Genomic DNA, 26771 nt, shown 5'->3' with positions numbered 1-26771 from the left:
GTAGTAATGACTGCATTACGATATTTAGGATTCGGTGTAATGACCGCTTTTATTGCGGCATGCACTGCACCAGGCACTCATGTAGCCACTCCCATACCCGGAGACAGCGCCGTCCCAGCCAAAAAAGAAGACGTTGCGTTAAAGCCGCTACAGGTGCCCAGTCTAGACCAATTACCTGAAACGCCTGCCCGTTCTCTGGCTGCAAAATATCAAGCAGTGCAATGGGGCGCTTTGCCGGGTTGGAAAGACGATAACTTAGACCATGTGTGGAAAGCGTTTGTTAATAACTGCAAGGGGCTAATGCGCCCGGTCAGCGGGTCTCTCGCTATGCCAGCGCGTGCTACTCCCCGCGCTTGGCAGCCAGTCTGTTTAGCTGCTCAAAACAGCGGTCTGGGGACAGAAAGCGCCGACACAGCAGCCATCCGTCAGTTTCTAGAAACCCACCTGCAGCCTTGGCGTTTATTGGACGAGAAAGGGCGCGTCGCAAAAAACACCGTAACGGGTTACTACGAGCCACTATTACAGGCTTCTAAACGTCAACACGGCGTCTACCAGTGGCCGTTATATGCGGTGCCTAGTGATTTATTAACCGTCGACTTAGGCGGGCTATATCCCGAGTTAGCGGGTAAACGTATCCGCGGTAAATTAACGGCAGATAATCGTGTTGTGCCTTATGATACGCGCGGCGAAATAACCAGCAACCCCCAACGTCAACCAAAAGTTTTAGTGTGGGCTGCGGATCCAGTGGAAGCCTTTTTTCTACAAATTCAAGGCTCAGGCCGTGCTGTCTTAGATAATGGCAAAGCCGTACGCCTTGCTTATGGCGACCACAACGGCCACCCTTATAGTTCTATAGGTAAATGGCTGGCCGACAAGGGTGAGCTACCCCTAGCTCAAACGTCTATGCAGAACATTAAACAATGGGCCAAAGCCAATCCGCATCGCGTTAATGAAATGCTCAATGTGAATAAAGCCATGGTGTTCTTCAACGAGGAAACCATCGTAGACCCGCAACTGGGGCCCAAGGGTGCCTACGGCATTCCTTTAATCGCAGAGCGCGCTGTGGCCATCGATCCCACCTTTGTGCCGTTAGGCACACCAGTTTATTTGGCAACCTCTTTTCCCGCTTCGCAGTCGCCATTACGCAAATTGGTGTTTGCCCAAGACACCGGTGCAGCCATTAAAGGCGCTGCACGCACGGATTTCTACTGGGGAACCGGGGACCAAGCCGGTAACCAGGCCGGACGCATGAAGCAAAATGGTGAGATGTGGTTGTTATGGCCTAAAGACGCCGGAGCCCCTACAGCACGATGAACACACACGAATCTATTGTGGTCTGCGGGGGTGGCTTGGCCGGTATGGCCACCGCCCTCGGGTTAAAAAAAGCCGGGTTTGCGGTGCGCATAGTAGCACCTGCTTACCAAGCCATGACCTTAGCCCCTCATCATTTTCATCCCCGCGTGTATGCGCTTTCTGCCGCTAGCCAAGCCTTTCTAGAGCAATTAGGGGTGTGGAGGCTGATGCGCTCCGAGCGCATTACCCCTGTAACGGGCATGGAGCTATTTGGGGATGGCGATGGGTTCGTACAGCTTGATGCATGGCATAATGCGCAATCCAATTTAACTTGGATTGTCGAGTCCGGCGAGATGGAGCATGCGCTTTACCAAGCCTTACAAGTGTTTAATGTACCGTGGCATGATGATTTATTCGCTGAGCTCACTGCCACAGGACTCAAAACACAGCGTGGCGATGTCTTATCTGCCGACTTAATTGTGGGGGCGGACGGGGCGCGTTCGTTGGTACGCGCCAAGGCGCATATCGAGCATCACCAAAAGCCCTATCACCATGATGGGGTAGTGGCTCACCTCCACACAGAGCTCCCCCATCAAAACCGAGCCTATCAATGGTTTACCGGCGATTCCGTGCTGGCGTTGTTACCTATGCCTGATACCGATCAAGGGCCTCAAGTGTCTATGGTGTGGTCCGTTCAAGCGCAGCAAGCGCAAGCGTTTATGGCCTTAGACGCGCCGCAGCAACAGGATCACGTCCAACGCGTGTTAGGTGCCCTAACTCAGCACCGTTTGGGGCAGTTACAGCTGCGTAGTCAGCCCTTTGCTTTTCCTTTAACTCTAGAACGCAGTGCCATGATTGCCCCGCGCGTGGCGTTGGTGGGCGATGCCGCGCACCGCGTGCACCCTTTAGCAGGCCAAGGGTTAAATTTGGGTTTAGGCGACATCCAGGAACTTATCCAGGTCTTAACAGACAAACCCAGTTATCAACGCGTTGGCGAGCTTCGTGTATTGGAGCGTTATCGCCGCGCCCGGCTTGAGCCTATTTTGGCCATGCGTTTAATGACTCATGGCTTGCACCAACTTTTCGTGAGCCAAGCAGCCCCCATTGCGTTAGCACGTAATGTAGGCATGAAACTGGTTGATAAATTGCCGTTTATTAAGCGTCAGCTTATCCAACGTGCTGCAGGCAAATAGGTCTCTCACGCTAAATTTTTACTTTTTATAGGTGGTAGTGACGGTTTGGCGTCATCTCAGGAGATAAAATGAAATTGCGCATTGCGGCCAGTCTGACCGCATTTACTCTATTGGTTAGTGGGGCAGCCACGGCAGCTGAAACTTCTGTCTCAGTAGCCCCCGAGGTATTAACTCAGGCCAAAGAACGGTTCGAGTCTCAGTTTGACGGTATAGTGGTTGATGAGGTGTCCGCTACGCCGTTTGATGGCATCCTAGAGCTACGTTTAGGCAAAGATGTCCTTTATACCAATTCATCTGTGGATTTTATTTTGCAGGGGTCATTGGTTGATGTGGCCAGTCGTACTGATTTAACGGCTCAGCGCCTCGAGCAACTGAATCGGGTCGATTTTTCTAGCTTGCCACTCGATAAAGCCATTAAAACAGTAAAAGGTGACGGTTCACGTCAATTAGTGGTTTTCGAAGACCCCAATTGTATTTACTGCAAAAGACTGCACCAGAGCTTTGCCGAGATCGATAACCTAACCGTGTACTCGTTGCTCTATCCTATTCTTTCACCTGACTCAAAATCAAAGTCCGAGCACGTATTATGTGCCGAGGACCCAGCTGCTGCGTGGAGTGCGTGGATGGTGGATAACAAAACGCCCACAGTGAAAACCTGCGACAACCCTATTGATGAGTTATTACAGTTGGGCTTGTCATTAGGTGTGCAGGGCACGCCTGCGCTATTTTTTGAAGACGGCTCTAGGGCAAACGGTTGGTTGCCCCCCGAACAGCTCGAGCAGCGCCTACAAAATGCTGCCAAAAAATAATGTTAAGAACGTTAATAATTACAAAGCTTAACTATTAAAACAGCTTTATTTCAGTGACAATAAGTAGCATATCTGTTGCCATAATGTTGCAACTAGGGTGAATACTTATTGTCTATGAAATATGCCAAACAAACTATCGTTTTGTTTCAGAGTGCCACAGACAGTGCACGTGTTTGTGATGATCTGAAACGACACCATATCCTTTCCTATCGACTGGTTGAGTCCATCAGCGACTTGCCTGCGTTGCTGGAACAAGATCAGGTGCCGTTGCTTTTTGTCAATGCCCCTCAGTTACCGCTTAGCTTAACCGTAGTGAATTTACGTACCCTCGTTGGTTTGGGGGGCTTAGTGGTGGCCATCAGCTTCAATCAACCTGAACAAGTCACAGATTTATTACTTGCTGGTGCTGATAGCGTGGTGGTGGGGGGTACAGTGACCCATACCGAGTTATTGGCGTGGAAGTCGGTCTTATTACGCCGTGCAGAAGGTTTTTTACGCTTTCAAGAGCTTCGATCGGAAAGCAAAGAGGAGTTTGATCAATCCGTCCACAATGCGGTCAGCGAGCTGCAAGTCATCTGGCGCTTAACGGATGGCGGTTGGCGCTTGATTAGTCCGTCAGGGGTAGGCATTAATCTGACATCCAGTGAACGGTTTTTTCTCGAACATTTTGCAGGCCAGGTAGACAAACGATTAAGTCGCGAAGAGCTACTAGCAAAAAATTCCACCCTGACTCAAAATAGCCGCGCCATTGATTCGCTTATCAGTCGCTTACGCCGCAAAATGATGCAAAAAAATCTGCATTTGCCGATTAAGTCTGTACATGGTTGGGGCTATAGTTTTACGGGTTTGCTCTTGACCGAAGATAGCAATGTAATCCAAGCTTTAGAAAAAGCGTCGCAACCCCACCCAACACAAACTGCTTACCTAACCGAATTAATGAGTCGTGCTCAGTTTGAAGAACAGCTTCAAAATGACCGGTTTGAGTTTGTTTACAGTCCTATTTGCGATACGGTAGAAGACCGCATTGTAGGGGCATTTGCGGTATTGGTTTGGAAAGATTCTGAAGGCCGACAAACCCGTGTTGAGCATCTAGTGCCCCATCTTGAGGCTCTTGGCTTGCTTGAAGCGTTAGGTAGCTGGGCCATCGTCAAACTCAATCGCGAGCTAATGGCGTGGGATATTGACTACGATGTAACCATTCCTATTTACGTAGGTATGCCTGCTTCGATGTTGTTGCAAAAGCATACCAAACTCGAAACCTACGCGCAGGCCTCTATTGCAAAACAACTTACCGTTATTATCCAAAGTATAGACCCCACGATGGACGTGAACTTGTTGAAAGCGGCTATCCAAAAGTTAAAACAAAACGGCATGGCGGTGTGGGCGCGCTACGAGGATAAAAGTGTGTTGCCTATGTTAAAGACAGAGATGGGCTTTGAAGGGGTTAGCTTTTGGCGTCTGACAGATGGGGTAATTCGTGGTCATAGCAGTCAAAGCATCAGCCACGCCTTGGGCTATGCTAAGCAGCATCATTGGCCTACGCTTGTGGTGGATGTCGATAAGCCAGAGCAGCGCCGTCTCAGTCAGTTCTTAGAAATTCGTTACGTGGCCGGGAACATGATCTCCATGGAACTGTCCCGAGATGGGTTGTTATTGGCTTGGGCTAGCCACCATATAGATCATTAAGCATCTAAGGTAGCACCACCATCAATGCGTAAGTCATGCATACAAATGTGTGACGCCGCATCACTCAATAAAAATAAGACCCCTTGGGCAATGTCAGCTGGCGTCGCGATTTTTTGTAAAGGGATACCCAGACGAAAATCTGCTGCCGAACCGTAAATAACGGTGTCTTTACTGCTGCCCATCTGCCACATGGATTGCTGCATCGGCGTATCGGTAGAACCAGGCGATACACTATTCACTCGAATGCCAAGTGGCGCAAGCTCCAACGCTAAACAGCGTGCAAAGTGTGTGGTTGCCGCCTTAGATGCTGCGTAGGCACTCATATTGCTGCGAGGGGTGGCGGCAGCGTTAGAACTAATAATGACAATGGCTCCTTGATGCTGAGCCCGCATATGGGCCGCAAGGGGCTGGCATAAATTAAATACACCTTCTGTATTAATGGCAAACGTGCGTTGCCATGCGGCTGGGCTGAGCTCATGCACATAGCCCATTTGAAGTACACCAGCTGCACATACCAGCTCATCAATACGGTGGCTAGCCAGCACAGGCGTAAGCCACGCATTCACCGCCTTAAAGTCACTCACATCCAGCGCTACCCTATGTAAGTGCTGAGGGTATTGAATGGCTAGCTCTTGTAAAGGGCCGATATCTATGTCTACCGCCCAAACTTGGTGCTGTTGAGCCAATAATGCATCACAAATCGCCAAACCAATGCCTCCCGCTGCCCCAGTAATAATCGTATTTTTTTGCATTACTTGGCCTCAGTTAGTGCAGTTAAAAGCTGCTCTGTGCTTAGACATACCCCACACCGTTGCGACACATGCTGAATCGCCATGTGATGCGCTTCAGCGCTAAAGTCGGCTGTCGCGTCTGTAATAAAAAAAGGTTGGATGTCTTGCATAAACGCATCCAGCGCGGTGGTCATACACCCAATGTGCGCATAAATACCGGTAATAATCAGTTGGTCACGTTGTGCGGCGCGTAATTGCTCGGCGAGCGGCGAGCGCACAAAAGCGCTATAGCGCCATTTAGTTAATACAGTGTCATCGTCGGCAGGCTGCAAGGCGTCGATAATGGGTTGTTCTGCTTGAAAATTCGGTGCTGTAACGCCTGAGCCCCAAAAGTCGTTTAATAAAGCGCGATCGGTTGCACTTTGTACTTTGGGCTGGGCCGTGTAATACACCGGAATGCCTGCCGCTTTGCAGGCAGCATAAATGGCCTGAGTATGCCGAATAAGCGCGGGAATAGGCGCTAACGCCATGTCGTATTTTTTTAAAAAATAATACTGCATATCATGGATCAGCAAGGCCGCCCGTTGCGGAACCACTTGCCAGTTCACTCGATTTGCCACAGGGTCTGTAGGCATGGGATAACTGGGCAAAGCAGCAATAGTGCGTTCAGAAAGACTCATGCGGTAATACCTTCTTGGATCATAGTGGGGTCAGTGTGTAACGCATTAAGCAAGGTGCGTAATTTATTGCCTGTTTCAATGCGTTCTGCTTGGGGGTCAGAACCGAGGACGACACCGGCTCCGGCCGATAGGGTGAGATGATTCTGTTCATAGTGGGCGCAACGGATGGCAACCGCCCATTCGCCGTCACCGGCTTGGTTCATCCAACCTACGGCACCGGCGAAAAAGCCACGATCTATGCCTTCAATACGTTCAATTTCTGCTCGAGCCTCTAGCGTAGGATGGCCGCAGACAGCTGGGGTGGGGTGAACCGCTAAGGCAAGTTGCAATGCATCCGCATAGGGGGCTTTAAGTTGGGCATGAATCTCGGTGGAAAGATGCCAAAGCGTTGCGGTTGCTACCAAACTAGGGGTGGGAGCGGCTTCTACCACATCACAAAAAGGACGCAGCGCCGCCACAATGTTTTCTATTACCACAGCATGTTCGCGCTGATCTTTGGCCGAGGCTAAGAGGTGTTGGGCACGCGCCTGATCCGTAGCGTGGTCTTCAAGATGGCGCAAAGCGGTGCCAGCAAGCGGGTTTAAATACACAGTACCCCCTTGTTTACGCAACAAAAGCTCAGGACTAGCACCTAAAAAAGTCGCTGGGTCGGCTTCGTCGTCTAAGGCAAAACTATAGGTATAACCATGTGGGTTTTTTGCCCAGAGTTCACTCAGTAAAGCGCGGCGGTCTAAGCCGTGTTTGAGTTGTGCCGTTAAGTGCCGTGCCATCACAAGTTTTTTTAACGTCGTAGGTGGGGCTAAGCACTGAAGGGCTTCACGCACCCATTGTTCAAATTCGGCGGCGCTAGGTTGTGGACGTAACGAGAGCAGGGGGTTAGCGTCAGAATGAGACTCAGCGTCTGGGCGCTGCGTGGCGGGGTACTGCGCTATACGTTCAGGCACAATAAGCTGCGCAGCACGATCCGTATGAAAAGGAATCACCCCAAACACCAATGGAGTCAGGGGGTGCCGTGTCAAAAGATCCTGCGCCTTGCCTCTTAACTGTTGATCTTGGTTTGAGCTGTGCACACGCTCTAGGCAACCGTGGCCCATAACCGTGCCCTGAGGGCTAGCAAAAAGATGGCTGCTAGGTTGGTAATGATGAAGCATGTTCATAGTCAGAGCAGGCTGGTGCACAGAAAAGGCACCAGCACAGAAACTTATTTCAGTTGAAGACGGGTAATGAAATCGGCGCTGTCATCGTTTTGACCGCGGGCTTTATTCACAAAAAACACATGCCCGTTGTGATCGGTTGCAATGTGATTAGGAAAGCTGCCGACTTCTAAATTGGCGATTAAGTTGCCGTCACTATCAAGCACGCTGAGGGTGTCAGAGCCACGGTTAGCCACATAAGCGGCTTGGGTTGCGTCATCCCACAGCACATTTAATGATCCCGCGCCTACTTGCACCACATGGATCAGTTCGCCTTTATTTACGTCCACAATGCCGACGCTATCAGAGCCTTGTCCCGTGACAAAAACCCGATTTTTATCGGCCGCCACCGAAACCCCTGCGGCGCCTTTAATGCCTGGCAAAGCAATTACCTGTTCAACACGTAAGGTTTTGGTGTCAATCACCGCTAATTCGTTGGTACGTAAACTGACGGTGTAGAGCTTATGATTTTTTGGATCCAACGACAGGCTCATTGAACTGAAATCTTGACGTGTCTTAGAATTTAAGGTGATGGGCTCTAGTGCCTTAAGGGTTTTGGTATCAAATACATAGAGTTGGTTCGAGGTAGGCGACGAGGCAAAAGCCCGTTGATGGGTGCCATCTACCACCACATCTCGGGCATGAACCGCACTGCCATGGGGAAACTGTTTGACTAGTTTAAGGTCTTTTTGGTCATACACCGATACGGTGTCAGCACGAGTATTTGTGACCCAAACCGTATTGGCTTCGTCATCCACCGCCACACCGTATACCGCCATTACCTGGCCTTCACGCTCGGTATCAGCGGTAGGGGTGACAGCGTTGAGGGTTTTAAGTGTGGTCGGATCCAGTTGGCTGAGCTGAGATTGTTTTACCGGTGGACGACCTACAGATGAGGTCACGTACAGCGCATTGTTTTTAGCGCTATAAGCCACTTGGTATAAACCATTGGTCACAGGAGCTTGGTCTAACACATATAACTCGGTTCCTTTGGCAGGCACCACCGGTGAGACCTTTAGATCAAATACCGTCGCAGCAGAGGGCTTAGCTACCTGCGCCACAATGGGGTGTAAACCAATAGCGGCATCGGCGGGAATAGTCAGTTGTGTGCGAATTTCGCCTTTGTCATCGGCCACTAGGGGTTTAGTACCGCTCAGCACGTTACCGCTGCGTATCAGCTGTACTTCTTGACCAGGGGTAAAACCTCGCCCCCAGACTTCCGCCTGTTGTCCCGGGTAAACCACTCCTGAGACACCAAGTGTGCCCGTAAAATTTGGGTCGGGCTGATCAAAAATAGGGTTAGCCCAAGCCGCTGCGCTTAATGCAAGAGCAGAGAGGCCCAAGCCTAAACGCTGCCATGATTTGTTTTTAATACTGAGATTGATTTGCATTACAGACCTTACAAAAAAAGAAGGGATAAACAGGAAGGAAGCGTCATAAGGGGGAGTCGTCAGATTGGGTTAAATCGCGCAAACTGCGATTGCTTAGAGCAAATAAAGAACTCAACATAAAACACAGACCGCCACCAATAAAGAAAGCCGTGCTAGGGGAATACCAACGCGCCACCACGCCCATCTGCATATTGCCTAAAGCGGTCCCTAGCGAGGATTGCGTCATCCACAAACTGGACATACGACCAAGTAAATGATCCGGTGTGTGTTTTTGTACCAAGGCCATACGCAGTATTTTGGATAAGGTGTCGGCGGCGCCCATACAAGCCAGACACAGCAAAGACCAAGGCAGCCATATCCACTGCGCCAAGGCCCACACAGCCAGCCCCCATACCATGACGGCACCTATAATGAAGCGCCCAGGGTAACGAAGATGCTTAGTCCAACCAGAGCTAAGCGCCATGACTGTGGCCCCAAAAGCCGGCGCTGAATACAGTAGGCCAGTGATTTGCGCCCCTTGGTTAAGCACGTGTTCGCCCCATTCAGGCAACAGCGCCAAGGGGGTAGCGAGCACCACGGCAGTTAAGTCAATCAGCAGCAAGGCGCGTAACAAAGGGTGCTTTGCCATGTACACAAAGCCATCCACAAAGGATTGAAACATGGCTGGGTGTTGTGTTGATGCGCCTTTGGGCGGCAAAGCAGGTAACTGCTTTAAAAAGAAGGGCGTGGTGATAACCGCTGCCAGAACGATGACATAACAAAAAATCAGACCTGGCCCGGCAATCAGTAAACCCGCTAACGAGGGGCCAATAACGCCCCCAATTTGCATAGATAGCCCTGATAAAGCCGCCGCTGCCGCCAAATGCTCGCGTCCTACTAAGGCGGGCGTGGCAGACATCATGGCGGGAACACTAATGCCGCCAGCGGCGCCGCCTATCCCTGCTGCGAGATATATCAACCAAACGGATGGATTAGGTAATAACGCATTAATTAAAAAAAGCCCTACACTCAGCACATACACAGTGCGTGAGTAAAGCATGAGCTTACGTCTATCCATCCGGTCAGACAGCACGCCCCCGATCATTAACGCCACCACCATAGGGATGGCGAGGGTGGCGTTGAGTCCGGCCACTGCCAAGCTGGAACCGGTAATTTGAAACAGTTGAATGCTGGCGGCAACCATCAGCATACCAGTCACTAACACCGTAGCCGTGCGTGCTGCGTAGGCGTAACGAAAGGCACGACTTTGTCGTAAGGGGCTAATATCTAAAAACAAACGACTCATAGGTCTACCGTTATGACAGGTTGTTGTTCTACTGCAGTCAGCGCAGCACGTAATACGGGCGCCCAAAGCGCGGTGGCCTCGGGACTAGTTAAATGGGCATGTAAAAAGGGAAAACTGTGCACCGTTAGGGTGTGCGCCCACGGTTGCCACATGTGTGGACTTAGGTTGGTCTCTTTATGGTCTAATCCTGCGTGGATATACAAGAGCGGTCCATTAAAAACGGCCTCGTTGTGATCCCGTACGGCTTGGTTATTGATAGCGACCGCATTAAATACCCCATTAAGCTGGGTGTCTGCTAATGCCCCTAAAGGGTGGTTCTGCTGCCGTAAAAAATCAATCACGCTTTGGCGCTCGAGCTCCACGTCAGGCAGTTCGTTAGGGTCATAGCCAGCAATATGCAATAAGGCTTTATAGATGGCGTTGGCCTCGGGCACAGGCTGAGCGCGCCAGGCGGCACTGGGATAGGCATCGACTAAACACACGACGCCTACCTCGGCCTGACGGTGCTGCAGTTCCACCGCAATCGCATGCGCTAAAATACCGCCGACTGACCAGCCTAATAGATGATACGGGCCCTGCGGTTGGGCGCTTTGAATGGCATCCGCATAGGCATAGGCCATGGCCTCAACCGTTGTAGGCTCAAGCGTCTCGTTATGAAAGGTCGAAGATTGCAAACCATACACAGAGCGCTGATCCAAATCAGATCGCGCCAAAGCGCCATAACACCAACTGAGCCCACCAGCAGGGTGAATACAAAACAGAGCCGGTGTGTGTGCGCGCCCTTGATGCAAAAGCAGTAAACGCTCAAAACCTGCGCTAGGCCCTGCAACGTGTGCCGATTGATTTTCTAGGTATTGCGCCAACTGACTAACAGTAGGGTAAGCAAAGATTGCACCCAAATTGAGCTCGTAGCCTTGATCGCGTAGGTGCGCCACCATACGCGCTGCAAGCAAGGAATGCCCCCCTAGACTAAAAAAATTGTCTTCGCTATATACAGGGGTGCTTAATTGCAGGGTCTGGCTAAATAGCATGGCGACCTGTCGCTCTAGCGCAGTGTGTGGAAGGGTACCCATGGCATGGCTGCGCTGGGGTGCGGGCAAGGCTTTTCTATCGAGTTTGCCACTGCTATTTAATGGAAATTCCGACAGCACACTAATGGCGTTAGGTACCATGTAATCAGGCAAATTGTCACGACATTGCGCAAATAATGGCTCAATAGCAAGGTGTGGGTTAGGGCTGAGCACATAGGCCACCAGTTGTTGTTGGCCGGGTTGGTCTTCGCGCACGAGGGCAACAGCTTGTTGTACCTGTGGGTGTAAAGTTAATACCTGTTCAATTTCACCCAGCTCAATGCGAAGGCCGCGCAATTTCACTTGAAAGTCGGCGCGTCCTAGGTATTCGACGGCTCCATCGGCACGCCAACGGGCTTTATCGCCGGTTTTGTACATCCGTCCTGAGGCAAACGGGTTAGCCAAAAAGCTAGCCTCGGTAAGGTCGGGCCGGTTCAAGTAGCCTTCGGCTAATTGCACTCCACCTAGATACAAATCGCCAGCCACTCCAACTGGCAAGGGGCGTAACTGGGTATCTAGTACATATAAGGCGGTATTCCATACAGGAAAACCAATGGGCACCGGGTGGCTGTGGTCATTACGTGCTGCGTGCCAGTAACTGACATCCACAGCCGCCTCGGTGGGGCCATAAAGATTGTGCAGTTCACCCTGAATGCGCGTATAAAAGCGATCACGTAAGCTCGCACTCAGCGCTTCGCCACTACAAAATACCAGAGGAATAGTTAAGCCCTGACTGGTTGCGTCGGCCAAAAAAGCGTCGAGCATCGAAGGCACAAAATGAATCACTTCAATCTGTTGCGTCTGAATCAGTTGCGCAAGCCATTGAGGGTCTTTATGAGACTCGGGAGGAGCCACATACAACTGAGCCCCACTGATAAAGGGTAAAAAGAGCTCCCAGACGGACACATCAAAGGTGTAAGGCGTCTTTTGGATAAAATGCGTTAAAGGGGTGATGGCATAAAAGTCACGCATCCACATCAAACGGTTCACAATCGCTTGGTGACTGATCACGACCCCTTTGGGTTCTCCTGTCGAGCCGGAGGTAAATAAGAGATAAGCGCGATCGCCAGGGCTGGGGTAGGCTAATTCCGCGGGCTGAAGCAGAGGCTCTGGTAACTGATTTAACTCATAATGAGGCACTGAAAGCGTATGTATTGCTGGGAAGTGTGCGTCGCTAAGGATCAAACGGGGCTGGGCCTGTTGTACCACACGCCGCAAACGAGCCGTGGGTTGCGTACCATCAAGGGGTAAATAGGCCGCGCCTGCACGCAAAATGGCATGCAAAGCCAACACCATATCTACCCGCCGTTCTAACGCTACCGCAACGCAATCACCGCGGCGCACACCGGCTGCGTGCAGTTGTACTGCCAAGCTTTCTACCCGTGACTGATAGTCGGTATAACTAAGGTGCTGCGTATCATCACTGATGGCGGGAAGCGTTGCGTACTGCTGTGCGGTTTGGGCACACAGATGACTCAATGTGGTCGCTGGCACGGGGTGGGCCGTCTGATTAAACCCCTTTACAACGAGCTCGTGTTCGGCAGCGGTGACGGTAGGGACATCAGCCAACCGTTCGGCGCGTAACGCATGCGTAATAAAGTGCAGCAAGCGGGGGATATGGGCTTGAATTTGATCCAACTGATAAAGCGTGGGGTTTGCTTCAATTTCCAAGCGCATGCCGTGGGCTTGGGTGTCAGAGCGAAAGCTAAAATTAATGTCCTCGACCGGACCTGCACACACCACATGCGAGCTTGCCTCTAAACCAGTGCCCGCATAGGGGGTGTCAAAAGGCAAAATATTAATTAACGGCCCATGCAAACGGCGCATACCATGGAGCAACCCCAGATCACGTCGCAGCTGCTCGCTGCGATAACGCCCATGGCGCCGTGTCAGCATAAGCGCTTTAGCCCCTTGTTGGATGAACTCGTGCACAGGCAGATGTTCTTGGATACATAGAGGCAAGGGGGCGACATTCATTACCGTGGCAATAGTCAACGCGCTGCGTTGACCCAGCCGACCCATGTACGGTACCCCGAAAACGGAGTCGTATTGACCGGTATGACGTGCGATATAGGCAGCAGTCAACAGGGTGAGCACATCTGCCCAACTGCAGTCATGGCGTGCAGCAAACTCAAGCAGCGCAGTGCTGAATGCTGGGTTGACATGTTGTTGAGCGTATAAAAAACGATGATCTGTTAATGCCGTCGTGGGACTTAGGCTCAACACTTCATCGTAAGTGCTGAGTTTTTCTAACCAAAAAGCGCGGTCTTTATTGTGTTTTGGGCTGTGTAAATAGGCCTGATCTTCAGCTAGGGTGGCTTCGATAGCACCCAATGCTTGGGGTGGCGTAAGACCACGACACCGAGCTAGGTAATGCTGAATGCAGCGCGCCTCAAGCAAATTCATGGCATACCCATCGGCAGCCAAATGGTGGATGCGGCTATAAAAAATGAAATGCTCGGGGTGCAACTCGTACAAAATAAAGCGTGCACACGGATCTTGATAAAGATCTACAGGGGTTTGTTGGTCGCTACGAAGATGCTGCAAGACCGCCTCTTTACTGCGTAAATGCGTGATCCGCTCGACCCGCGGAGTCGGTACATCAAAGCGTTGTTGGGTGTGTCCCGCCTGGTCTTCTAAACGCAGTGTCAACACGTCGGCTTGAGCCAGCACCGTGTCCACGGCCTCGATAAAAAGGGGCACGTTCAAGGCGTGACGTAGCTCGGTATAGTGCGCCGTATTAAAAATAGGGTTCGTCGGATCAACGTTTTGAGCGAACCATAAGCCCTGCTGCGCAGAGCTGAGGTCATAGAGAGCAGCGTGTGTAGACATACAACCAACAAAAAACGAAATTAAGCAGCGTGGCGCTGAATGACGGCCCACCAGTGCGCTAAGGTAGGCTCAACGGCCATATCAGCAAATTCAATAACAGCGCCAGCTTGACGCCACCGCGCGGCTAAGTTCATAGCACGCATAGAGTCCAAGCCCCATTCCATCAGATTGTCATCATCTTGAATGGCACTGGGGTCTTCGTGCAGTAATTGCGCCACATCAGCGCGTAGCGTGTCTAAGGTTAAGGGCAAAGGGGTAGAGTTAAGCGTCATGGGAAGCGGATAAAGATTGACTAAGTTGAAGACGTAATTGTTTGCGGCTGACTTTGCCGGCTGCCGTAATGTCAAAGCTGTCTACAAACACAACTTGATCAGGCACTTTAAAGTCGGCCAGACCACGTTGACGGATCCAGCGTTTAAACTCAATGGCGCGTGGTGCGGCGTGCGCTTTTTTGATAATAATAAAAGCACAACTGCGTTCACCTAAATAGTCATCGGGCACGGACACCACTGCCGCATCAAAAACGGCTGGGTGCGCTAAGAGGTGATCTTCGATTTCTTCGGCAGAGATTTTTTCTCCGGCTCGGTTGATATGGTCATTGGCGCGCCCTTGCACCACTAAATAGCCGTCTGCGGTACGTTGCACAATATCGCCAGTGCGGTAAAAGCCGTCTTGGGTAAAAGAACGCGCATTGGCTGTCGGGTTATTGTGATAAGCACGGATGGTATAGGGGCCACGCGTTAATAAATGACCCGTGGCGCCTGGGGCGACCGGCTGATCGTGATCATCCACAATGCGTAGTTCATCATCTGGGCTAATCGGACGGCCTTGGGTGCCCACAACGAGGTCCTCACTGTCATCCAAGCGGGTGTAGTTCACTAACCCTTCTGCCATACCAAAAACCTGCTGGAGTTGGATGCCCAAGACCGGACGCACCCGACGGGCTACCTCGGGAATCAGTTTTGCCCCACCGACTTGGATGGTTTTCAGCGAAGTGATGTCATGGTGACTGTGGGGCGCGAACTCGAGCCACATCAACAGTAGAGGCGGAACCAGGCTGGTAAAGCTAACGTGGTGCTGGGCGATCAGGGCAAAACAGCGCTCTGGCTCGGCGCTGGTGCTAAGCACCACACATCCGCCTGCGTACAAGGTTCCTAAAAAACCTGGCGAGCTCATGGGGAAATTATGGGCCATGGGCAACGCGGCTAAAAACACCGAGTCTGCGGTGACATCACAAATTTTGCAGCTTTCACGTAAGGTATAGATGTAATCGTTATGCGTACGCGGAATCAGCTTAGACAAACCGGTGCTACCACCGGAAATTTGTAAAAAAGCCACTTCGTCGGCCGTGGACACCGTCGAAGGGATGGTATGGGCTTGATCATGCTGTTCTAAAGCACTGAGGGCATGAAACTCGTGCGCGTCACCCACCACCACAATGTGCTGAACCTGAGGACAGCGCTGTTGGAGTTCGCGAGCCTGCGCTACGTAATTAAACCCCTCGAATTGGTCTGCACAAATATACGCATCTGCGGGGGCGTGGGTAGCAAAGTGTTCCAGCTCGGTAATACGATGTGCTGGCAAAGCATAAATAGGAATCATGCCTGCACGAAACAAAGCAAACACCACACTGACAAACTCAGGAATATTGGGTAGCTGCACCAATACACGGGCGCCTTTTTTGAGGCCAATGGATTGAAGCCCTGCAGCGAGCGCGGAGGCTTTTTGGTTTAGCTCGGCATACGTCCATTGGTGTTCGCTTCCTATTACGGCTGGACGGTGCGCATACTGTTGAGCACGTTCGGCCAGTAATTCACCAAAAGTTTGACCGTCCCAGTAACCGGCTGCGGTGTATTTTTTGACGAACTCGGGCGGCCAGACTTGTTGTAATGGAATTGGATTCGGCATGATAATGAGAATGATTATTAGTTGGTTTTAGTGTATTACTGTATCATGATCTGCATTGAATAGCACACCCATCGTGTCGTTTTAATGAGGTGAACGGGTGTGGCTGCGCAAGAACACAGAGCAGGTTGGCCATGAGAAGCTCGGTGTGGAGGTAATAGGTATGCTCAAACAGGCTGGCTTGACTCTGCGTCAGCAGAATATGGCGTGGGTCAGTCTGCAACCCTGTGCCATAGGCTTTGAGGACGGCTTCTTTGCTGCACCAGTGTCTATACAGCTCGGCTGAATTGCTTGCTATAGGGAGTTCGTGTGGGTGTAGCAGCAGGGGGGCAAGGGGCGCAGGAAAGGGGGTATCGGTGTGCTCAATATCCACGCCCACGACATGGGGGGCGAGCGCTAACACGGTAATATCACGACTGTGGCTTAGGGAAAAGTGCCAAGGCGCGTGCGTTAACAGCGGCTTTTGATAGGCCCCTAGCGTGATGGTAACGGCCAAGGGCGCGATCTGTAGTCGTTGCCCGATGTGGTGGCGTAAAAAAGCGCGACTGGCAAGGTAGCGAGTCTGTAATAAGTGGGTACGGAAACCTTGGGCATGCACCCATTCTGCCTCGGTCACAGCGCTGCGCAGCTGTGCTAAGGACGGAGTCTGTCGCCTATCGAGCACATACAGCTCTACCATCACTACGCCGCGAACTCTCGTAAAGCAAACGCCGTCGCCAGGCCCAACATGGCGCCGTGGTCAGCGTCTGGGAACCTATGTCGTTGTGTTTTTAACTGACTGCAGTAGGGCAGTTGATCCATAAACGCATCCAAAAAACGTGAGGTAGGAATACCTGCAGGGCGCGGAGCGGTGGGATCAGCCGGTTTTGGGCGCCACTGTTCCTGGTCACCAATCAATACATTCAATTGCGTGCTGCGCTGCAACGGAGGCAGGTGCACGGCCTGATTTTGCATAAACGGGTGATACCACCACAGCGAGGGACTGGCGGCAATGTAATGTTTAAATAAATTGGGGTACGTCAAAAGCGTATAAAGCGTGAAGAGTCCCCCATAGGAATGCCCAAACAGCCCCAGACGGTTCAGATCAAGTGAAACCTGTTGCTGCAGTTGCGGCAGCAGCTGGGTACGTATGAATTGCACTAGCTCATCGGCCCCCCCAGCGGCCCAATCGGGCATGCGCGGATCAACTGGCGCGTGCGGTGGGGGCGGCACTGGTGTGTAGTCATAAGAGCGCCGTTGTCGTGCAGCCTGACGCGCTACATTAAAACCAATGCTAGCTATCGCAAAGTTGATAGGACGTGGTTGGCATTCTACAAAACTTTCTATATGGTGTTGGATCCAGTCACCGTCCAACATAACAAGCAAAGGAAAGCCCTGTGTCGGCGCGGGGCTTTCCGGCACCCATAGTCTGCACAAATACGGGCGTTGCGTGGCAGAGATTAAGGTCGATTGCCACTGACGCATTACGGTTCCTTGTCGTGCAAATCAATGAAATAGGTGCCTTCCATGGGCACAGTCAGAAAGCGCTCATTGATTTCCTCTAAGGTGCGTTGTGGCGAAATGCCCTGCATACGCTCAGGGTGAGTCCAAGTGGCTAACGCCTGAATAAAAATCATATGTAAAGGGGAGTCATTAAACGCATGCCAAATGCCATGAGCATTCTGCTGTTGGACCGCATCAATGTGCTGGAGGCGATTGGCTTTAATTAGGTTTGCTAGGCTTTGGCGCGCGGCATCAGCCGAGATGCCTGTACCAATAGCCAACCCGCCGGCTTGATTGCGTCGTGTGGCGCCCGTGCCCGTCGCAATGTAAACAGCGGGGTTACGCGCATTAATGTATTCATAATTCACGTTACCTGTAGGGGTTTTTAGCAGGTCGGCCCCAATATTGTGGCCTCCGGCAAAGCGGATCATGTCATTAAAGGTGCCGGTTCCTGGCGAGCTGCAACAATCCGTGCTGCCAGCATGGGCATGCACAAAGACAGGAGGAAAAGACGCGGGGTCAAAGTCTTGTAGCCGTGTTTGCACTTGTGCCATCTGCGACTGATAGAACTCAATAAAAGCGTCTGTGCGTGTCTCAGCGCCAATAGCGCTGCCTAGAGCTTGCAGACTAGGCACGGTATTTGTTAGCGGGTCCATAAAGAAATCCACAATGAGTACCGGTACCCCAGCCCGCTCGAAACGGCGGATCAGTTCTGATTCGTTTGGGTCTTGGCCGGGTAAGAGCCCAGCAAACCGCGAGGTCAACACCACTAAATCAGGCCGCAGCGCCAAGCTTTGCTCTACAGAAAAGCTGTCAGCGGTGTGACGGCCCACCACGGGTATGTCACGTATGGCGGGAAAATGGGCTTGGTAAGCTTCGTACTCGTTGGCGAACGAGGTCTTAAACTCATCAGACCACCCTGCTAGTAGACTGACGGGGTCAGGGTGCAGCAAAGCCAAAACGGGCATATGGCGCGCCTGCGTCAAAATAATGCGGTGTGCAGGCTGCTCTAGGGTGACTTCCCGTCCCATGACATCCGTGACCACAATGGGTGCAGCCATTACCTGACTCACACAAAACCACGTCAGCACACTTAATAACAACCGTTTCATAGTAGGCCTTCTGTTTGGGGGGTTAAGCCATCAATAAACACATGAAGCTGGCGTTGACTGCAGGCTTCAATACGTGCGGCTACACCATAGGCGTGCGCTAAATGCGGAGCGGTGATGACCTCGGCCACTGGACCTTGGGCGTGGACCTGACCTTGGCTCAGTAAAAGGCATTGATCACTATGTTGTAAGGCCACATTTAAGTCATGCAGCACAATAACGCTTAACATTTGATGGCGTTGCGTTTGCTCTTTAAGTAATTCCATAACGTGATACTGATAATTTAAGTCCAAGGCAGAGAGTGGCTCGTCCAACAATAAAAGGGTGGGGCGGCGAATCAGAGCCTGTGCTAAACCCACGAGTTGTTTTTGCCCACCCGAGAGCTCATCTAAAAAACGCATGGCTAAGTGCTCAATGCTGAGTCGCTCCAGTAACGCCATAATTTGTTGGGCATCGGCGCTGCTGTGTTGCGTAGGGGTGAGGGTGGCATTAGCTGCTACCAGTACCGATTCAAAAACCCGTAAATGAACCGCAGCCGGCAAGGATTGCGGCAAGTACACGACGTGTTGCGCTCGCTGTTCAAAATTTTGTTGGCGTAAGTCCACGCCATCCAACAAAATGCGGCCTGCTTTAGGTGCGATTAAGCCTGCCAGGCTTTTTAACAACGTCGACTTACCACAGCCATTGGCACCAAGTAATGAGACCACTTGGCCAGTGGCCAACGGCTCGATATCAATCTGACTCAGAATGGTTTTTTTGCCGTAACCAACGTGAAGGTCTTGAATTTCTAGCATCACAAATACCGCTTAATGGGCTTGGCGACGAAGCACAATGGATAAGAAAAAAGGCACGCCTACCAACGATGTCACAATGCCTACTGGCACGATGACTCCGGACACGATGTTCTTGGAGGCAATAGAGGCTAAGGAGAGAATTAAGGCTCCAACTAAAGCGCTGCCTGGTAAATAAAAGCGATGATCTTCCCCAAACAAACGCCGCGCAATGTGGGGGGCGATGAGGCCAATAAAGCCGATGGTGCCTGCAAAGGAGACGGCCATGGCGGCCAAAAAGCTAATGCGCAGTAATGAGGTCAGGCGTAAGCGTTGTACATTAATGCCAAAACTAAGCGCACGCTCTTCACCTAGACGCAACGCCGTCATTTTCCACGCATCGCGCATGGAAAGAGGAAATAAGACCAACACAGTTAAAAACATGAGCCCGACGGTGCCCCATGTGGCACGAGATAAGCTGCCTAAGGTCCAAAAAACCAGCCCCTGTAAGGCTTCGGCACTGGCGACAAACTGCATGAGGGACACCAGCGCATTAAATGAAAACACCAATGCAATGCCAAACAGCACAATGGACGAGGTGCTGAGCGCACCCCACCGTGCCACCGCATCCAGTAGTAAAGCGGAAATCATGGCAAATAAAAACGCATTGATAGCAATCATCCACGCCGGCGGTACGCCTGGAATAGAAAGGTTCAGCACTAAAGCCAACGACGCCCCAAAGGCAGCGGCTGAAGAAATGCCTAAGGTAAATGGACTGGCTAAGGGGTTATTTAAAATGGTTTGCATTTCAGCCCCCGACAAACCTAGGCCCATACCAATAGCAATCGCCATTAAGGCATACGGCAGACGAATGTCCCAAACAATGACGCGCGTTGTGGCATCCACCTGACTAGGCGTAAAGAGGGCAGCAGATAGCTCAGACCAAGCCAGCCCTGAAGGGCCCAACATAAAATCGGCAATCAGACTGAGTGCAATGGCAAGCAGAAGGCCAGCAAGAATAAGGAAGCGCTGACTTAAGACCTGTTTATAGGCCGTAAGCGTAGCGGTAGTTGCCATCATAAATACAAATGAGAATAGTTATTACTTCGTATAGTATAGAGGATTTTCTGTTGGCTTGGCTATGCTTATATAATGGACATTTACTTGGGGGATTTATGGCAAACCAAACGATGGATAATCAGTGGCTGACCTTAGATGGCAGCGATCCAACACTAAAAATTAAGCTTCAAAGTCATCATTTTGGCTTTGCGCGAACGATGAATGCTATGCCGTTGGCACAAAGCGAGTACGAGCTAGCTTGCAAATATTATCCTATTGTTTTTATTGCGGCCGATAGCGCTGCCACGCGTTTACAGTCCGTGGTTTTATTTGGGTTTCAGGCGGAACAAAACCTCTTTGTTAGCCCCGAGGGCGGCTGGGAGGCCTCTTACTACATACCGGCATATGCACAACGTCATCCCTATCAATTGCAGTGGGATACCGCAACGCAGCAGCCCGTGGTGCAGGTGGACGCCCATTACCCAGGCCTAAGCCATGACGAAGGCATGGCATTTTACGAGGCGGGCGCACCCAGCGCTTACCTAGAGCAATTAGGGCATGCCTTGCACACCCTAGAGCGCGAGCTAGAGCAAACTCAACAATGGGTCATGCGTCTCAAGGAAAAAGGTTTGCTGATAGAGCAAAGCATTAATTTAACCCTAGACGATCAAACCCAGAGTGTGGCGGGGGTGTGGGTGGTAGATTTTGCTCAGCTCGACCAACTCGACGATACAGAGCTGGCTCAGATGTATCACAACGGCACGTTATCTTTGATTGAGCAACATCGCATCTCTCTCAGTAACTTAGATGTCTTGGCGCAGCGCGTAGGCGGCTAATCATGGCTTCTGCACCGCGCTTTATTCCGCGTTCGATCACCCCTACCTCAGAGCAGGTAGCGATTCAGTGTTCGCAGCATCGCATCACTTTAATCGAAGCCAATGCCGGGGCAGCAAAAACGACAACCTTAGCATTGCGCATTGGCGAGGCTTTAGCGCGGGGCCTAGCGCCAGAGCAGATTTTGGCGTTGGTGTTTACCGACGAGGCCAAAGAGGTGTTGCACGAACGCCTTAAAGCGCTGGGTGTGGCGCCTTTTATCGTCAATAAATTAGCACTTTATACCGTTGAAGACTTTGCGCACCATGTTCTGCACTTTTGGGAAGAGGAAAACCCACCGCGTCTAAGCTCATTGCACGAGTTGAAGCCGATGGCCTTAGAGGCGCTCGACCACCTTAGCCAGCACCCTACTGCACAATACGGTGACGAGCTCGAATTCCGCACGCACCACGTGGCCTTAAGTCAGTTTTTTCAAAGCCAGCTCCGTCTAAAAGCTAGCTTGGCTGTGTTTTTAAATGAAGAGGAAAGCGCAGCAGAAAAAGCGTTGCAGTTCGGGGTGACATTAAGCGATTTTCTCTGGACTCAACATTACGAAATCTTGCGTCAAAGCCCTTACGAGGGTGTGCTATTTCGCGGGCCACAGGACGCGACCTATGATTTAGCTAGTACCTTACTTGAGCAACCCGATTTGCTAGAGCTGCTGCCTGAGTACCGCTTGATCGTAGTCGATGAGCTGCACGATGCCAACGAGGCTGCTTTTCAAATTCTACGTTTATTGGCTCAACGCCCTCAAACATATGTGGTGGCAGCCGGCGATAAAGATCAGGTGATTCAAAAGCATTTGGCTGCTGATGCCACCTACCTCCATGCGCGTTTTGAAGCCTATTTCGAGCAGTTAGTGCGTTTGCCGCTGACCTATACCTATAGGCACGGGCCATATTTGGCCTATGCGACAGCTCAGTTCAAACAGAAAAAAGTCGACAGCTTATTGCCGCTAGCCACGCAGATTCATGTGCATCGTTATGCTCAAGATCAAGCTGTAGTGCCTGTAGTGCAGGCCTTGTTGCAATGGCAACGTCAAGGTGGGCGGCTGGCTCAATGTGCGGTGTTATTCCGTGATGTGCATCAGTCCATTCATTTAGAAAATCAGCTGCTAACACACGGTGTGCCATATACCTTGCACGGCATGCAAAGTTATTTACAGCGCGACGAGATCTTATTTTTACGCGCTTGGCTGGCACTGGCTCTGCGAGACTTGGCTGCCATTCAGCAGAGCTCGCTCCGAGAGCGTATGGTGCGGGCATTAGCGTTGTTTAGCGAACTGTCCTTTACCGAACTCGACATCGCGGCCGCCGCGGCAGAAATTGCTGAAACCCCAGCCTTATTACGGTTTTTTTACGAAGGGCAAATGATGCGTCGTGCCTCAGAGCACGATCAATGGCGCTTTAAAGAAACGCTAGGTTATTTAGAGCAGGTTTCAGCCGATACCTCAGCGGCAGAGGTGCTAGCGCATCTTATGCAGACTTTGGACGTTGCCAATGTCGCAAAGCGTATTTATGTGTTTGATCATGCTGCTGAAGTCATCCAGAAATCAATGAGTGCTTTTTTGGCGATGGCGCAGCAACTGAATTTAGGGGTCGCGCCTTTTTACCAGTGGTGTGCTCAGCATGATCCCAGTACCCATGCTGTGCCACACGCCGTAACGCTAAGCTGTGTGGCCCAAGCCAAAGGCAAAGAATACGAGCATGTGCTGCTGCCTTATTTAGAAATGGGCGAGTTCCCGTCGTTGCAGCAGGACGCAGAGATGGAGCGCAATTTATTTTACGTGGGTATCACACGTGCCCAAAAACGGTTGAGCTTGTTTGTGCCTCAGGCAGATCATCAAGTTAGCGAATACGTGCACGAGTTGCGTTTGGAACAGCTGCATGTGCCTACCCAGCAACGTCTACACGATCTACAGCAAAGCGCAGTGGGGCGGCAGCTTAGTACCACATCAAGCCAAATCGCCGCCCAACGTATTAACTTACGTGTGCCCTTTGCGGAAAAAGACCAGGCTAAAGAATTAGGTGCGCGTTGGGATCCAGTGCAACGCGTGTGGTTTGTGCCGCCGGGGGTGAACCCAGCGCCTTTCACGCGTTGGGTACGGTCCAGCTCGTAATTAATTCAGCCATTTTTCCTCGGCTTGGTCCAGTACATCTCGCTCGTCCATTAAGTCCCACACAAACTGCATCATACGTAAATAATCATTATCGTCTGCCGCTAACATGAACCCAAGGTAGTTAATAGGGGTAAGCGGCTGATCAATAAATAAAGCACTCAGACGTGGGTCGGCATGACTGTAGTGCAACGCCTCGTAGGTTTCTGTGATCATGATGTCGCCCTTGCCTTCAGCAATGAGGGCAGGGATTTCTGCATTTTTTTCGTGGGTGCTAACCTGAGCATTTTTTAAATGCTCTAAAACAAATAGCTCATTGGTGCCGCCTGGATTCTTGATCACATGCACTGATGCCTGATTTAAATCATCGATGGATTGGTATTTCTTTTTATCGGCAGTGCGAGCCAGAGCGACTTTGCCAAAGGGGGCGTAGCCAGGAAGCATTGCCATTTTTGCAATGCGTGCTGGGGTACGTGTGATCCCACCCACTGCAATATCAAATTTATCAGCCTGTAAGTCGGGCATAAGGTTAGGCCAAGTAGTGGGGACGTATTCAATGGTCAAGCCTAACTCAGTGGCCATGGCTTCAATCACATCAATATCATGGCCTTCGTAACCCTGATCGGTCTTCATAGCAAAGGGCCGGTAGTCGCCCGGTGTGCCAACACGTAAGGTTTTGGACTCTTGAATGCGATCAAGGCGAGGTCCAGCGTGAGCACTAACCGCTACCGCGCCAAGTACGACTGCGCCAACAAATTGCTTCCACTTTTTCATGGTTGTCTCCGAATAATAGATAGAAAAAATCCCCCTACGAGGAGGGGGATTCTGCACACAGCATTACGCCTGTTTTTTCATTTTACGATTAGCGAGAAATTTGCCAAGGAGCACGACTAAGATGGCCCCAAGAGCGGCTGCGCCGTAATGCACCAAAGCAGATGGCTCGCCAAAGTGTCGAATCACCACGACATCAGTGACTAACAAACCACCGGCGATCCAACCTAGCAGGCCTGCCCCAAAGGTTACAATAGAAGGGAAGCGGTCGATAAGTTTTAGGATTAAGGTGCTGCCCCACACAATAATAGGAATGCTAACCACTAGCCCAAAGATGACCAAACCCATCTGATGTTCAGGGTCGGCTAATTGGGCGGCCCCTGCAATCGCAATCACGTTGTCTAGACTCATCACAAAGTCAGCAATAATAATGGTTTTTACTGCTGTCCAGACACTGGAGCTGGCCTGTATATTGGCGTGCTCGTCGTGTTCGGGCACCAAAAGTTTTAACGCCACCCATGCTAATAACAAGGCGCCGATTAATTTTAGGTAGGGAACCGCCAAAAGTGTTAAAGCAAATGCAATCAATAAGACACGTAATATAATGGCGCCCGCTGTACCCCACAAAACGCCTTTTAAGCGTTGTTCTTTAGGGAGGTTTCGACATGCTAACGCAATGACGACCGCATTATCGCCCCCTAAAAGAATATCAATCAAAATAATTTGAAAGACAGCTGCCCAACTCAGTGTTTGGAAAAATTCCAACATAGTCACTCCAGAAATAAAAAAAAGCCTGATCCCAATAAAAGAGCAGGCTTTTTGTATGGAGTACGCGCACCTTGCCCTTTGATTGGCAAGGTCTTGCTTGTAACGATGTGGGTTGAGGCCACATGCAACGCTAGCGTTTGTTACCCGTGCACCGGGAGACCCTATAGTCTGACCGTGATGACGATGCGACGGATATAAGCTACTCCCCTTTGTCAGTCATAAGTATAGCGGAAAAAAGCGTTGTGCAAAGAGTTTCTTGTGGGGCTACGTCTAGCACCGTCGCAACGGGTTTGGTTTAACTCAGACTAAATAAGTAAAGACTAGAAAAAACTGAGAAAATAATGTTAAGATGCATCGATGTATCTTAATGCGCTAACTCAAAGCGACAGACCTAACAGGCAACAATACGATGGAATACAACTTTGGTTTTGAAGTCGCCCCACCTGCACGTACTTATCGAGGCATTGATCGACGCGAATTAATTATTGCAGAGGCCACCGATCGGTTTCTGGAAAGAGGCTATGCAGCGGTCAGTGTTGATGAAATTATAAAAAAAGTAGGCGGCTCTAAAACCAACGTCTATCGGCATTTTGGTGGTAAGAAAGGGCTTTTCATCGAGGTAGTGCGCAGCTTAGCTGCCGAATTTTTAGAGCATTTACGCACTACAGAAATTACCAATAAAACGCCCGAGGAAGGGTTGCGTCATATTGCGCATAACTTGTTGAACCAGCTTCTCGACGAGCGTCATTTGGCCTTTCAGCGCTTAATCATTGCCGAAGCCCGTCGCTTCGAGGATTTAGGCAAAGTGTGGCTAGAAAGTCGGCCTCAACAATCGCGGCGTGTGCTGGCCAAATTTATTCATGATTTACAGCAAAAAAAACAGCTAAGAGAAGCGGACCCTCTCTTAGCTGCGACCTTGTTTCACGATATGATTAGCTTTTATCCCACCCATAAAGCCATGATTGAAGTTCCCCTGACTCAAGATGAGCTCAATGTGTTTATTGATGAGGCCGTGGTGGTCTTTATGCAAGGCTACGGGGTATAGCCTCTATACCTTAGCGAAACAGGGTATCGACGTAATCGGCGCCTAAACCAATTTTTTCATAGTGAGCACGACACAAAGCAATGTAATCATGCACATCAAAATAACCACAGGATTCGCCTTTTTCATCTAACCAAATTAGCGGACCTTTCACATTGAAAAAGACTTTCATCGGGTCTTCGTGTTCATAAGCCACGAGTGTGTGACCCTCGCCCGGTGTTTCATATACAAAATCGCCCGCTGTAGCGATCCAGTCATGCTCTAAATAGCCCCATTTACCCGAGATGGTGTAGGCAAAAACCTCGTGTGGATGGTAGTGGCGATTGACTAAACCTGGGCCAGTCGCCATCAAAATATCACACCAGCGGTTTTCATTTGGCGAAATCCATAGGGGGCGTGATGATACGGTATCCGTAAAGGGCACATACAAAGAGGCATCATCGGTGGGGGCGTTCGCAATGTATACCTCAGGCAGCGCATCGGGTTTAAACACGTTTTCGATGGGGGCAATGTTGCGCCAAAATTCATTTCCTGATGTTGTCATGATGGTCTCCTAACCAGAATTAATTTCTCTATCAAGGAGTATAAACAGAAGAAGCCGGCCTGTTTTGACTCTAAAAGACATAAAATCAGACGAAATCGCCTCTTAGTCAGACTAAACTGGGTATAAACCCTTGCTGTGCAGAGATCACAGAGTCGCTAAGCTAAAAAGC

General features: G+C 50.8%; 23 protein-coding genes. 7 read left to right on the top strand and 16 right to left on the bottom strand.

All coding sequences use genetic code 11. The features are described 5' to 3' along the window. Positions 1–6 precede the first annotated feature (6 nt). The 4 genes from mltA (at position 7) to GGR41_RS06575 (ending at position 4981) form a co-directional block, all read left to right on the top strand. Entirely contained in the window at positions 7–1314 is a 1308-nt protein-coding gene (gene mltA / locus GGR41_RS06590) for a murein transglycosylase A (protein WP_229711035.1), read from the top strand. Further along, positions 1311–2486: an FAD-dependent monooxygenase gene (locus GGR41_RS06585; protein WP_167661150.1), complete on the top strand. Its 1176-nt coding sequence runs from the start codon at positions 1311–1313 to the stop codon at positions 2484–2486. Before mltA ends, GGR41_RS06585 begins: the two co-directional genes overlap by 4 nt. A 68-nt stretch (positions 2487–2554) precedes the next feature. After that, a complete protein-coding gene (locus GGR41_RS06580; protein WP_167661149.1) occupies positions 2555–3295 on the top strand; it encodes a DsbC family protein in 741 nt (246 codons plus the stop codon). A 114-nt stretch (positions 3296–3409) separates the two neighbouring features. Beyond that, complete coding sequence (locus tag GGR41_RS06575; RefSeq protein ID WP_167661148.1) at positions 3410–4981, top strand: EAL domain-containing protein; 1572 nt, start codon at positions 3410–3412, stop codon at positions 4979–4981. Here the strand turns inward: GGR41_RS06575 and dhbA are convergent. From dhbA to GGR41_RS06510, 13 genes are read right to left on the bottom strand one after another with little or no spacing between them, the layout of a single operon-like run. Further along, positions 4978–5733, bottom strand: a complete 756-nt coding sequence (gene dhbA, locus GGR41_RS06570; protein WP_167661147.1) for a 2,3-dihydro-2,3-dihydroxybenzoate dehydrogenase — start codon at positions 5731–5733, stop codon at positions 4978–4980. The two genes, GGR41_RS06575 and dhbA, sit on opposite strands and share 4 nt — an antisense overlap. Further along, a complete protein-coding gene (locus GGR41_RS06565) occupies positions 5733–6392 on the bottom strand; it encodes an isochorismatase family protein (protein ID WP_167661146.1) in 660 nt (219 codons plus the stop codon). The genes dhbA and GGR41_RS06565 overlap by 1 nt, the downstream gene beginning before the upstream one ends. Further along, on the bottom strand, positions 6389–7549 hold the full coding sequence (locus GGR41_RS06560) for an isochorismate synthase (protein ID WP_167661145.1): 1161 nt from the start codon (positions 7547–7549) through the stop codon (positions 6389–6391). The genes GGR41_RS06565 and GGR41_RS06560 overlap by 4 nt, the downstream gene beginning before the upstream one ends. A gap of 44 nt (positions 7550–7593) precedes the next feature. Further along, complete coding sequence (locus tag GGR41_RS06555; protein WP_167661144.1) at positions 7594–8976, bottom strand: YncE family protein; 1383 nt, start codon at positions 8974–8976, stop codon at positions 7594–7596. 43 nt (positions 8977–9019) lie between these two features. Beyond that, a complete protein-coding gene (entS, locus tag GGR41_RS06550; RefSeq protein WP_167661143.1) occupies positions 9020–10261 on the bottom strand; it encodes an enterobactin transporter EntS in 1242 nt (413 codons plus the stop codon). Beyond that, positions 10258–14163 carry a non-ribosomal peptide synthetase gene (locus GGR41_RS06545; protein ID WP_167661142.1) on the bottom strand — a complete coding sequence of 1302 codons (3906 nt, stop codon included), beginning with the start codon at positions 14161–14163 and terminating at the stop codon, positions 10258–10260. The genes entS and GGR41_RS06545 overlap by 4 nt, the downstream gene beginning before the upstream one ends. 20 nt (positions 14164–14183) lie before the next feature. Then, complete coding sequence (locus GGR41_RS06540) at positions 14184–14435, bottom strand: phosphopantetheine-binding protein (RefSeq protein ID WP_167661141.1); 252 nt, start codon at positions 14433–14435, stop codon at positions 14184–14186. After that, entirely contained in the window at positions 14425–16071 is a 1647-nt protein-coding gene (locus GGR41_RS06535) for a (2,3-dihydroxybenzoyl)adenylate synthase (protein WP_167661140.1), read from the bottom strand. The genes GGR41_RS06540 and GGR41_RS06535 overlap by 11 nt, the downstream gene beginning before the upstream one ends. 43 nt (positions 16072–16114) lie before the next feature. Next, on the bottom strand, positions 16115–16747 hold the full coding sequence (locus GGR41_RS06530) for a 4'-phosphopantetheinyl transferase family protein (protein WP_167661139.1): 633 nt from the start codon (positions 16745–16747) through the stop codon (positions 16115–16117). A 2-nt stretch (positions 16748–16749) separates the two neighbouring features. Further along, positions 16750–17532: an alpha/beta hydrolase gene (locus GGR41_RS06525; RefSeq protein WP_167661138.1), complete on the bottom strand. Its 783-nt coding sequence runs from the start codon at positions 17530–17532 to the stop codon at positions 16750–16752. Continuing rightward, positions 17532–18662, bottom strand: a complete 1131-nt coding sequence (locus GGR41_RS06520) for an ABC transporter substrate-binding protein (RefSeq protein WP_167661137.1) — start codon at positions 18660–18662, stop codon at positions 17532–17534. Before GGR41_RS06520 ends, GGR41_RS06525 begins: the two co-directional genes overlap by 1 nt. Next, a complete protein-coding gene (locus GGR41_RS06515; protein ID WP_167661136.1) occupies positions 18659–19453 on the bottom strand; it encodes an ABC transporter ATP-binding protein in 795 nt (264 codons plus the stop codon). The genes GGR41_RS06520 and GGR41_RS06515 overlap by 4 nt, the downstream gene beginning before the upstream one ends. Positions 19454–19465: 12 nt before the next feature. Further along, positions 19466–20506 carry a FecCD family ABC transporter permease gene (locus GGR41_RS06510; RefSeq protein WP_149026200.1) on the bottom strand — a complete coding sequence of 347 codons (1041 nt, stop codon included), beginning with the start codon at positions 20504–20506 and terminating at the stop codon, positions 19466–19468. A 98-nt stretch (positions 20507–20604) separates the two neighbouring features. On the opposite strand from GGR41_RS06510, the gene GGR41_RS06505 reads away from it, so the two are divergent. Continuing rightward, complete coding sequence (locus GGR41_RS06505; protein WP_167661135.1) at positions 20605–21324, top strand: SapC family protein; 720 nt, start codon at positions 20605–20607, stop codon at positions 21322–21324. A 2-nt stretch (positions 21325–21326) separates the two neighbouring features. Beyond that, positions 21327–23480: a 3'-5' exonuclease gene (locus GGR41_RS06500; protein WP_167661134.1), complete on the top strand. Its 2154-nt coding sequence runs from the start codon at positions 21327–21329 to the stop codon at positions 23478–23480. On the opposite strand, the gene GGR41_RS06495 is transcribed toward GGR41_RS06500, so the two are convergent. Together GGR41_RS06495 and GGR41_RS06490 are read right to left on the bottom strand one after the other, a co-directional pair. Beyond that, positions 23481–24251 (bottom strand): transporter substrate-binding domain-containing protein, encoded by a 771-nt coding sequence (locus tag GGR41_RS06495; protein WP_167661133.1) that lies wholly within the window; start codon positions 24249–24251, stop codon positions 23481–23483. A gap of 63 nt (positions 24252–24314) precedes the next feature. Beyond that, positions 24315–25016, bottom strand: a complete 702-nt coding sequence (locus GGR41_RS06490) for a TerC family protein (RefSeq protein WP_077734339.1) — start codon at positions 25014–25016, stop codon at positions 24315–24317. A gap of 409 nt (positions 25017–25425) precedes the next feature. Here GGR41_RS06490 and GGR41_RS06485 point away from each other — a divergent pair, with 409 nt between their 5' ends. Continuing rightward, positions 25426–26061, top strand: coding sequence for a TetR/AcrR family transcriptional regulator (locus GGR41_RS06485; RefSeq protein WP_167661132.1), 636 nt, complete (start codon positions 25426–25428; stop codon positions 26059–26061). Between the two features lie 10 nt (positions 26062–26071). Here GGR41_RS06485 and GGR41_RS06480 read toward each other — a convergent pair whose 3' ends face one another. Beyond that, the gene (locus GGR41_RS06480) at positions 26072–26602 is read right to left on the bottom strand and encodes a 2,4'-dihydroxyacetophenone dioxygenase family protein (protein ID WP_167661131.1); all 531 of its coding nucleotides are present in this window, start codon (positions 26600–26602) and stop codon (positions 26072–26074) included. Positions 26603–26771 lie beyond the last annotated feature (169 nt).

The organism is Paenalcaligenes hominis (genome assembly GCF_011927625.1).
Lineage (GTDB): Bacteria > Pseudomonadota > Gammaproteobacteria > Burkholderiales > Burkholderiaceae_B > Paenalcaligenes > Paenalcaligenes hominis.
The sequence above is the reverse complement of the archived record's forward strand: the minus strand, read 5'-3'. Positions and strand labels throughout refer to the sequence as shown.

Bases quoted from the DNA above. Each gene is read 5' to 3' on its own strand.
- mltA (WP_229711035.1), top strand. From the start codon at position 7: ATGACTGCATTACGATATTTAGGATTCGGTGTAATGACCGCTTTTATT.
- GGR41_RS06585 (WP_167661150.1), top strand. From the start codon at position 1,311: ATGAACACACACGAATCTATTGTGGTCTGCGGGGGTGGCTTGGCCGGT.
- GGR41_RS06580 (WP_167661149.1), top strand. From the start codon at position 2,555: ATGAAATTGCGCATTGCGGCCAGTCTGACCGCATTTACTCTATTGGTT.
- GGR41_RS06575 (WP_167661148.1), top strand. From the start codon at position 3,410: ATGAAATATGCCAAACAAACTATCGTTTTGTTTCAGAGTGCCACAGAC.
- dhbA (WP_167661147.1), bottom strand. From the start codon at position 5,733: ATGCAAAAAAATACGATTATTACTGGGGCAGCGGGAGGCATTGGTTTG.
- GGR41_RS06565 (WP_167661146.1), bottom strand. From the start codon at position 6,392: ATGAGTCTTTCTGAACGCACTATTGCTGCTTTGCCCAGTTATCCCATG.
- GGR41_RS06560 (WP_167661145.1), bottom strand. From the start codon at position 7,549: ATGAACATGCTTCATCATTACCAACCTAGCAGCCATCTTTTTGCTAGC.
- GGR41_RS06555 (WP_167661144.1), bottom strand. From the start codon at position 8,976: ATGCAAATCAATCTCAGTATTAAAAACAAATCATGGCAGCGTTTAGGC.
- entS (WP_167661143.1), bottom strand. From the start codon at position 10,261: ATGAGTCGTTTGTTTTTAGATATTAGCCCCTTACGACAAAGTCGTGCC.
- GGR41_RS06545 (WP_167661142.1), bottom strand. From the start codon at position 14,163: ATGTCTACACACGCTGCTCTCTATGACCTCAGCTCTGCGCAGCAGGGC.
- GGR41_RS06540 (WP_167661141.1), bottom strand. From the start codon at position 14,435: ATGACGCTTAACTCTACCCCTTTGCCCTTAACCTTAGACACGCTACGC.
- GGR41_RS06535 (WP_167661140.1), bottom strand. From the start codon at position 16,071: ATGCCGAATCCAATTCCATTACAACAAGTCTGGCCGCCCGAGTTCGTC.
- GGR41_RS06530 (WP_167661139.1), bottom strand. From the start codon at position 16,747: ATGGTAGAGCTGTATGTGCTCGATAGGCGACAGACTCCGTCCTTAGCA.
- GGR41_RS06525 (WP_167661138.1), bottom strand. From the start codon at position 17,532: ATGCGTCAGTGGCAATCGACCTTAATCTCTGCCACGCAACGCCCGTAT.
- GGR41_RS06520 (WP_167661137.1), bottom strand. From the start codon at position 18,662: ATGAAACGGTTGTTATTAAGTGTGCTGACGTGGTTTTGTGTGAGTCAG.
- GGR41_RS06515 (WP_167661136.1), bottom strand. From the start codon at position 19,453: ATGCTAGAAATTCAAGACCTTCACGTTGGTTACGGCAAAAAAACCATT.
- GGR41_RS06510 (WP_149026200.1), bottom strand. From the start codon at position 20,506: ATGGCAACTACCGCTACGCTTACGGCCTATAAACAGGTCTTAAGTCAG.
- GGR41_RS06505 (WP_167661135.1), top strand. From the start codon at position 20,605: ATGGCAAACCAAACGATGGATAATCAGTGGCTGACCTTAGATGGCAGC.
- GGR41_RS06500 (WP_167661134.1), top strand. From the start codon at position 21,327: ATGGCTTCTGCACCGCGCTTTATTCCGCGTTCGATCACCCCTACCTCA.
- GGR41_RS06495 (WP_167661133.1), bottom strand. From the start codon at position 24,251: ATGAAAAAGTGGAAGCAATTTGTTGGCGCAGTCGTACTTGGCGCGGTA.
- GGR41_RS06490 (WP_077734339.1), bottom strand. From the start codon at position 25,016: ATGTTGGAATTTTTCCAAACACTGAGTTGGGCAGCTGTCTTTCAAATT.
- GGR41_RS06485 (WP_167661132.1), top strand. From the start codon at position 25,426: ATGGAATACAACTTTGGTTTTGAAGTCGCCCCACCTGCACGTACTTAT.
- GGR41_RS06480 (WP_167661131.1), bottom strand. From the start codon at position 26,602: ATGACAACATCAGGAAATGAATTTTGGCGCAACATTGCCCCCATCGAA.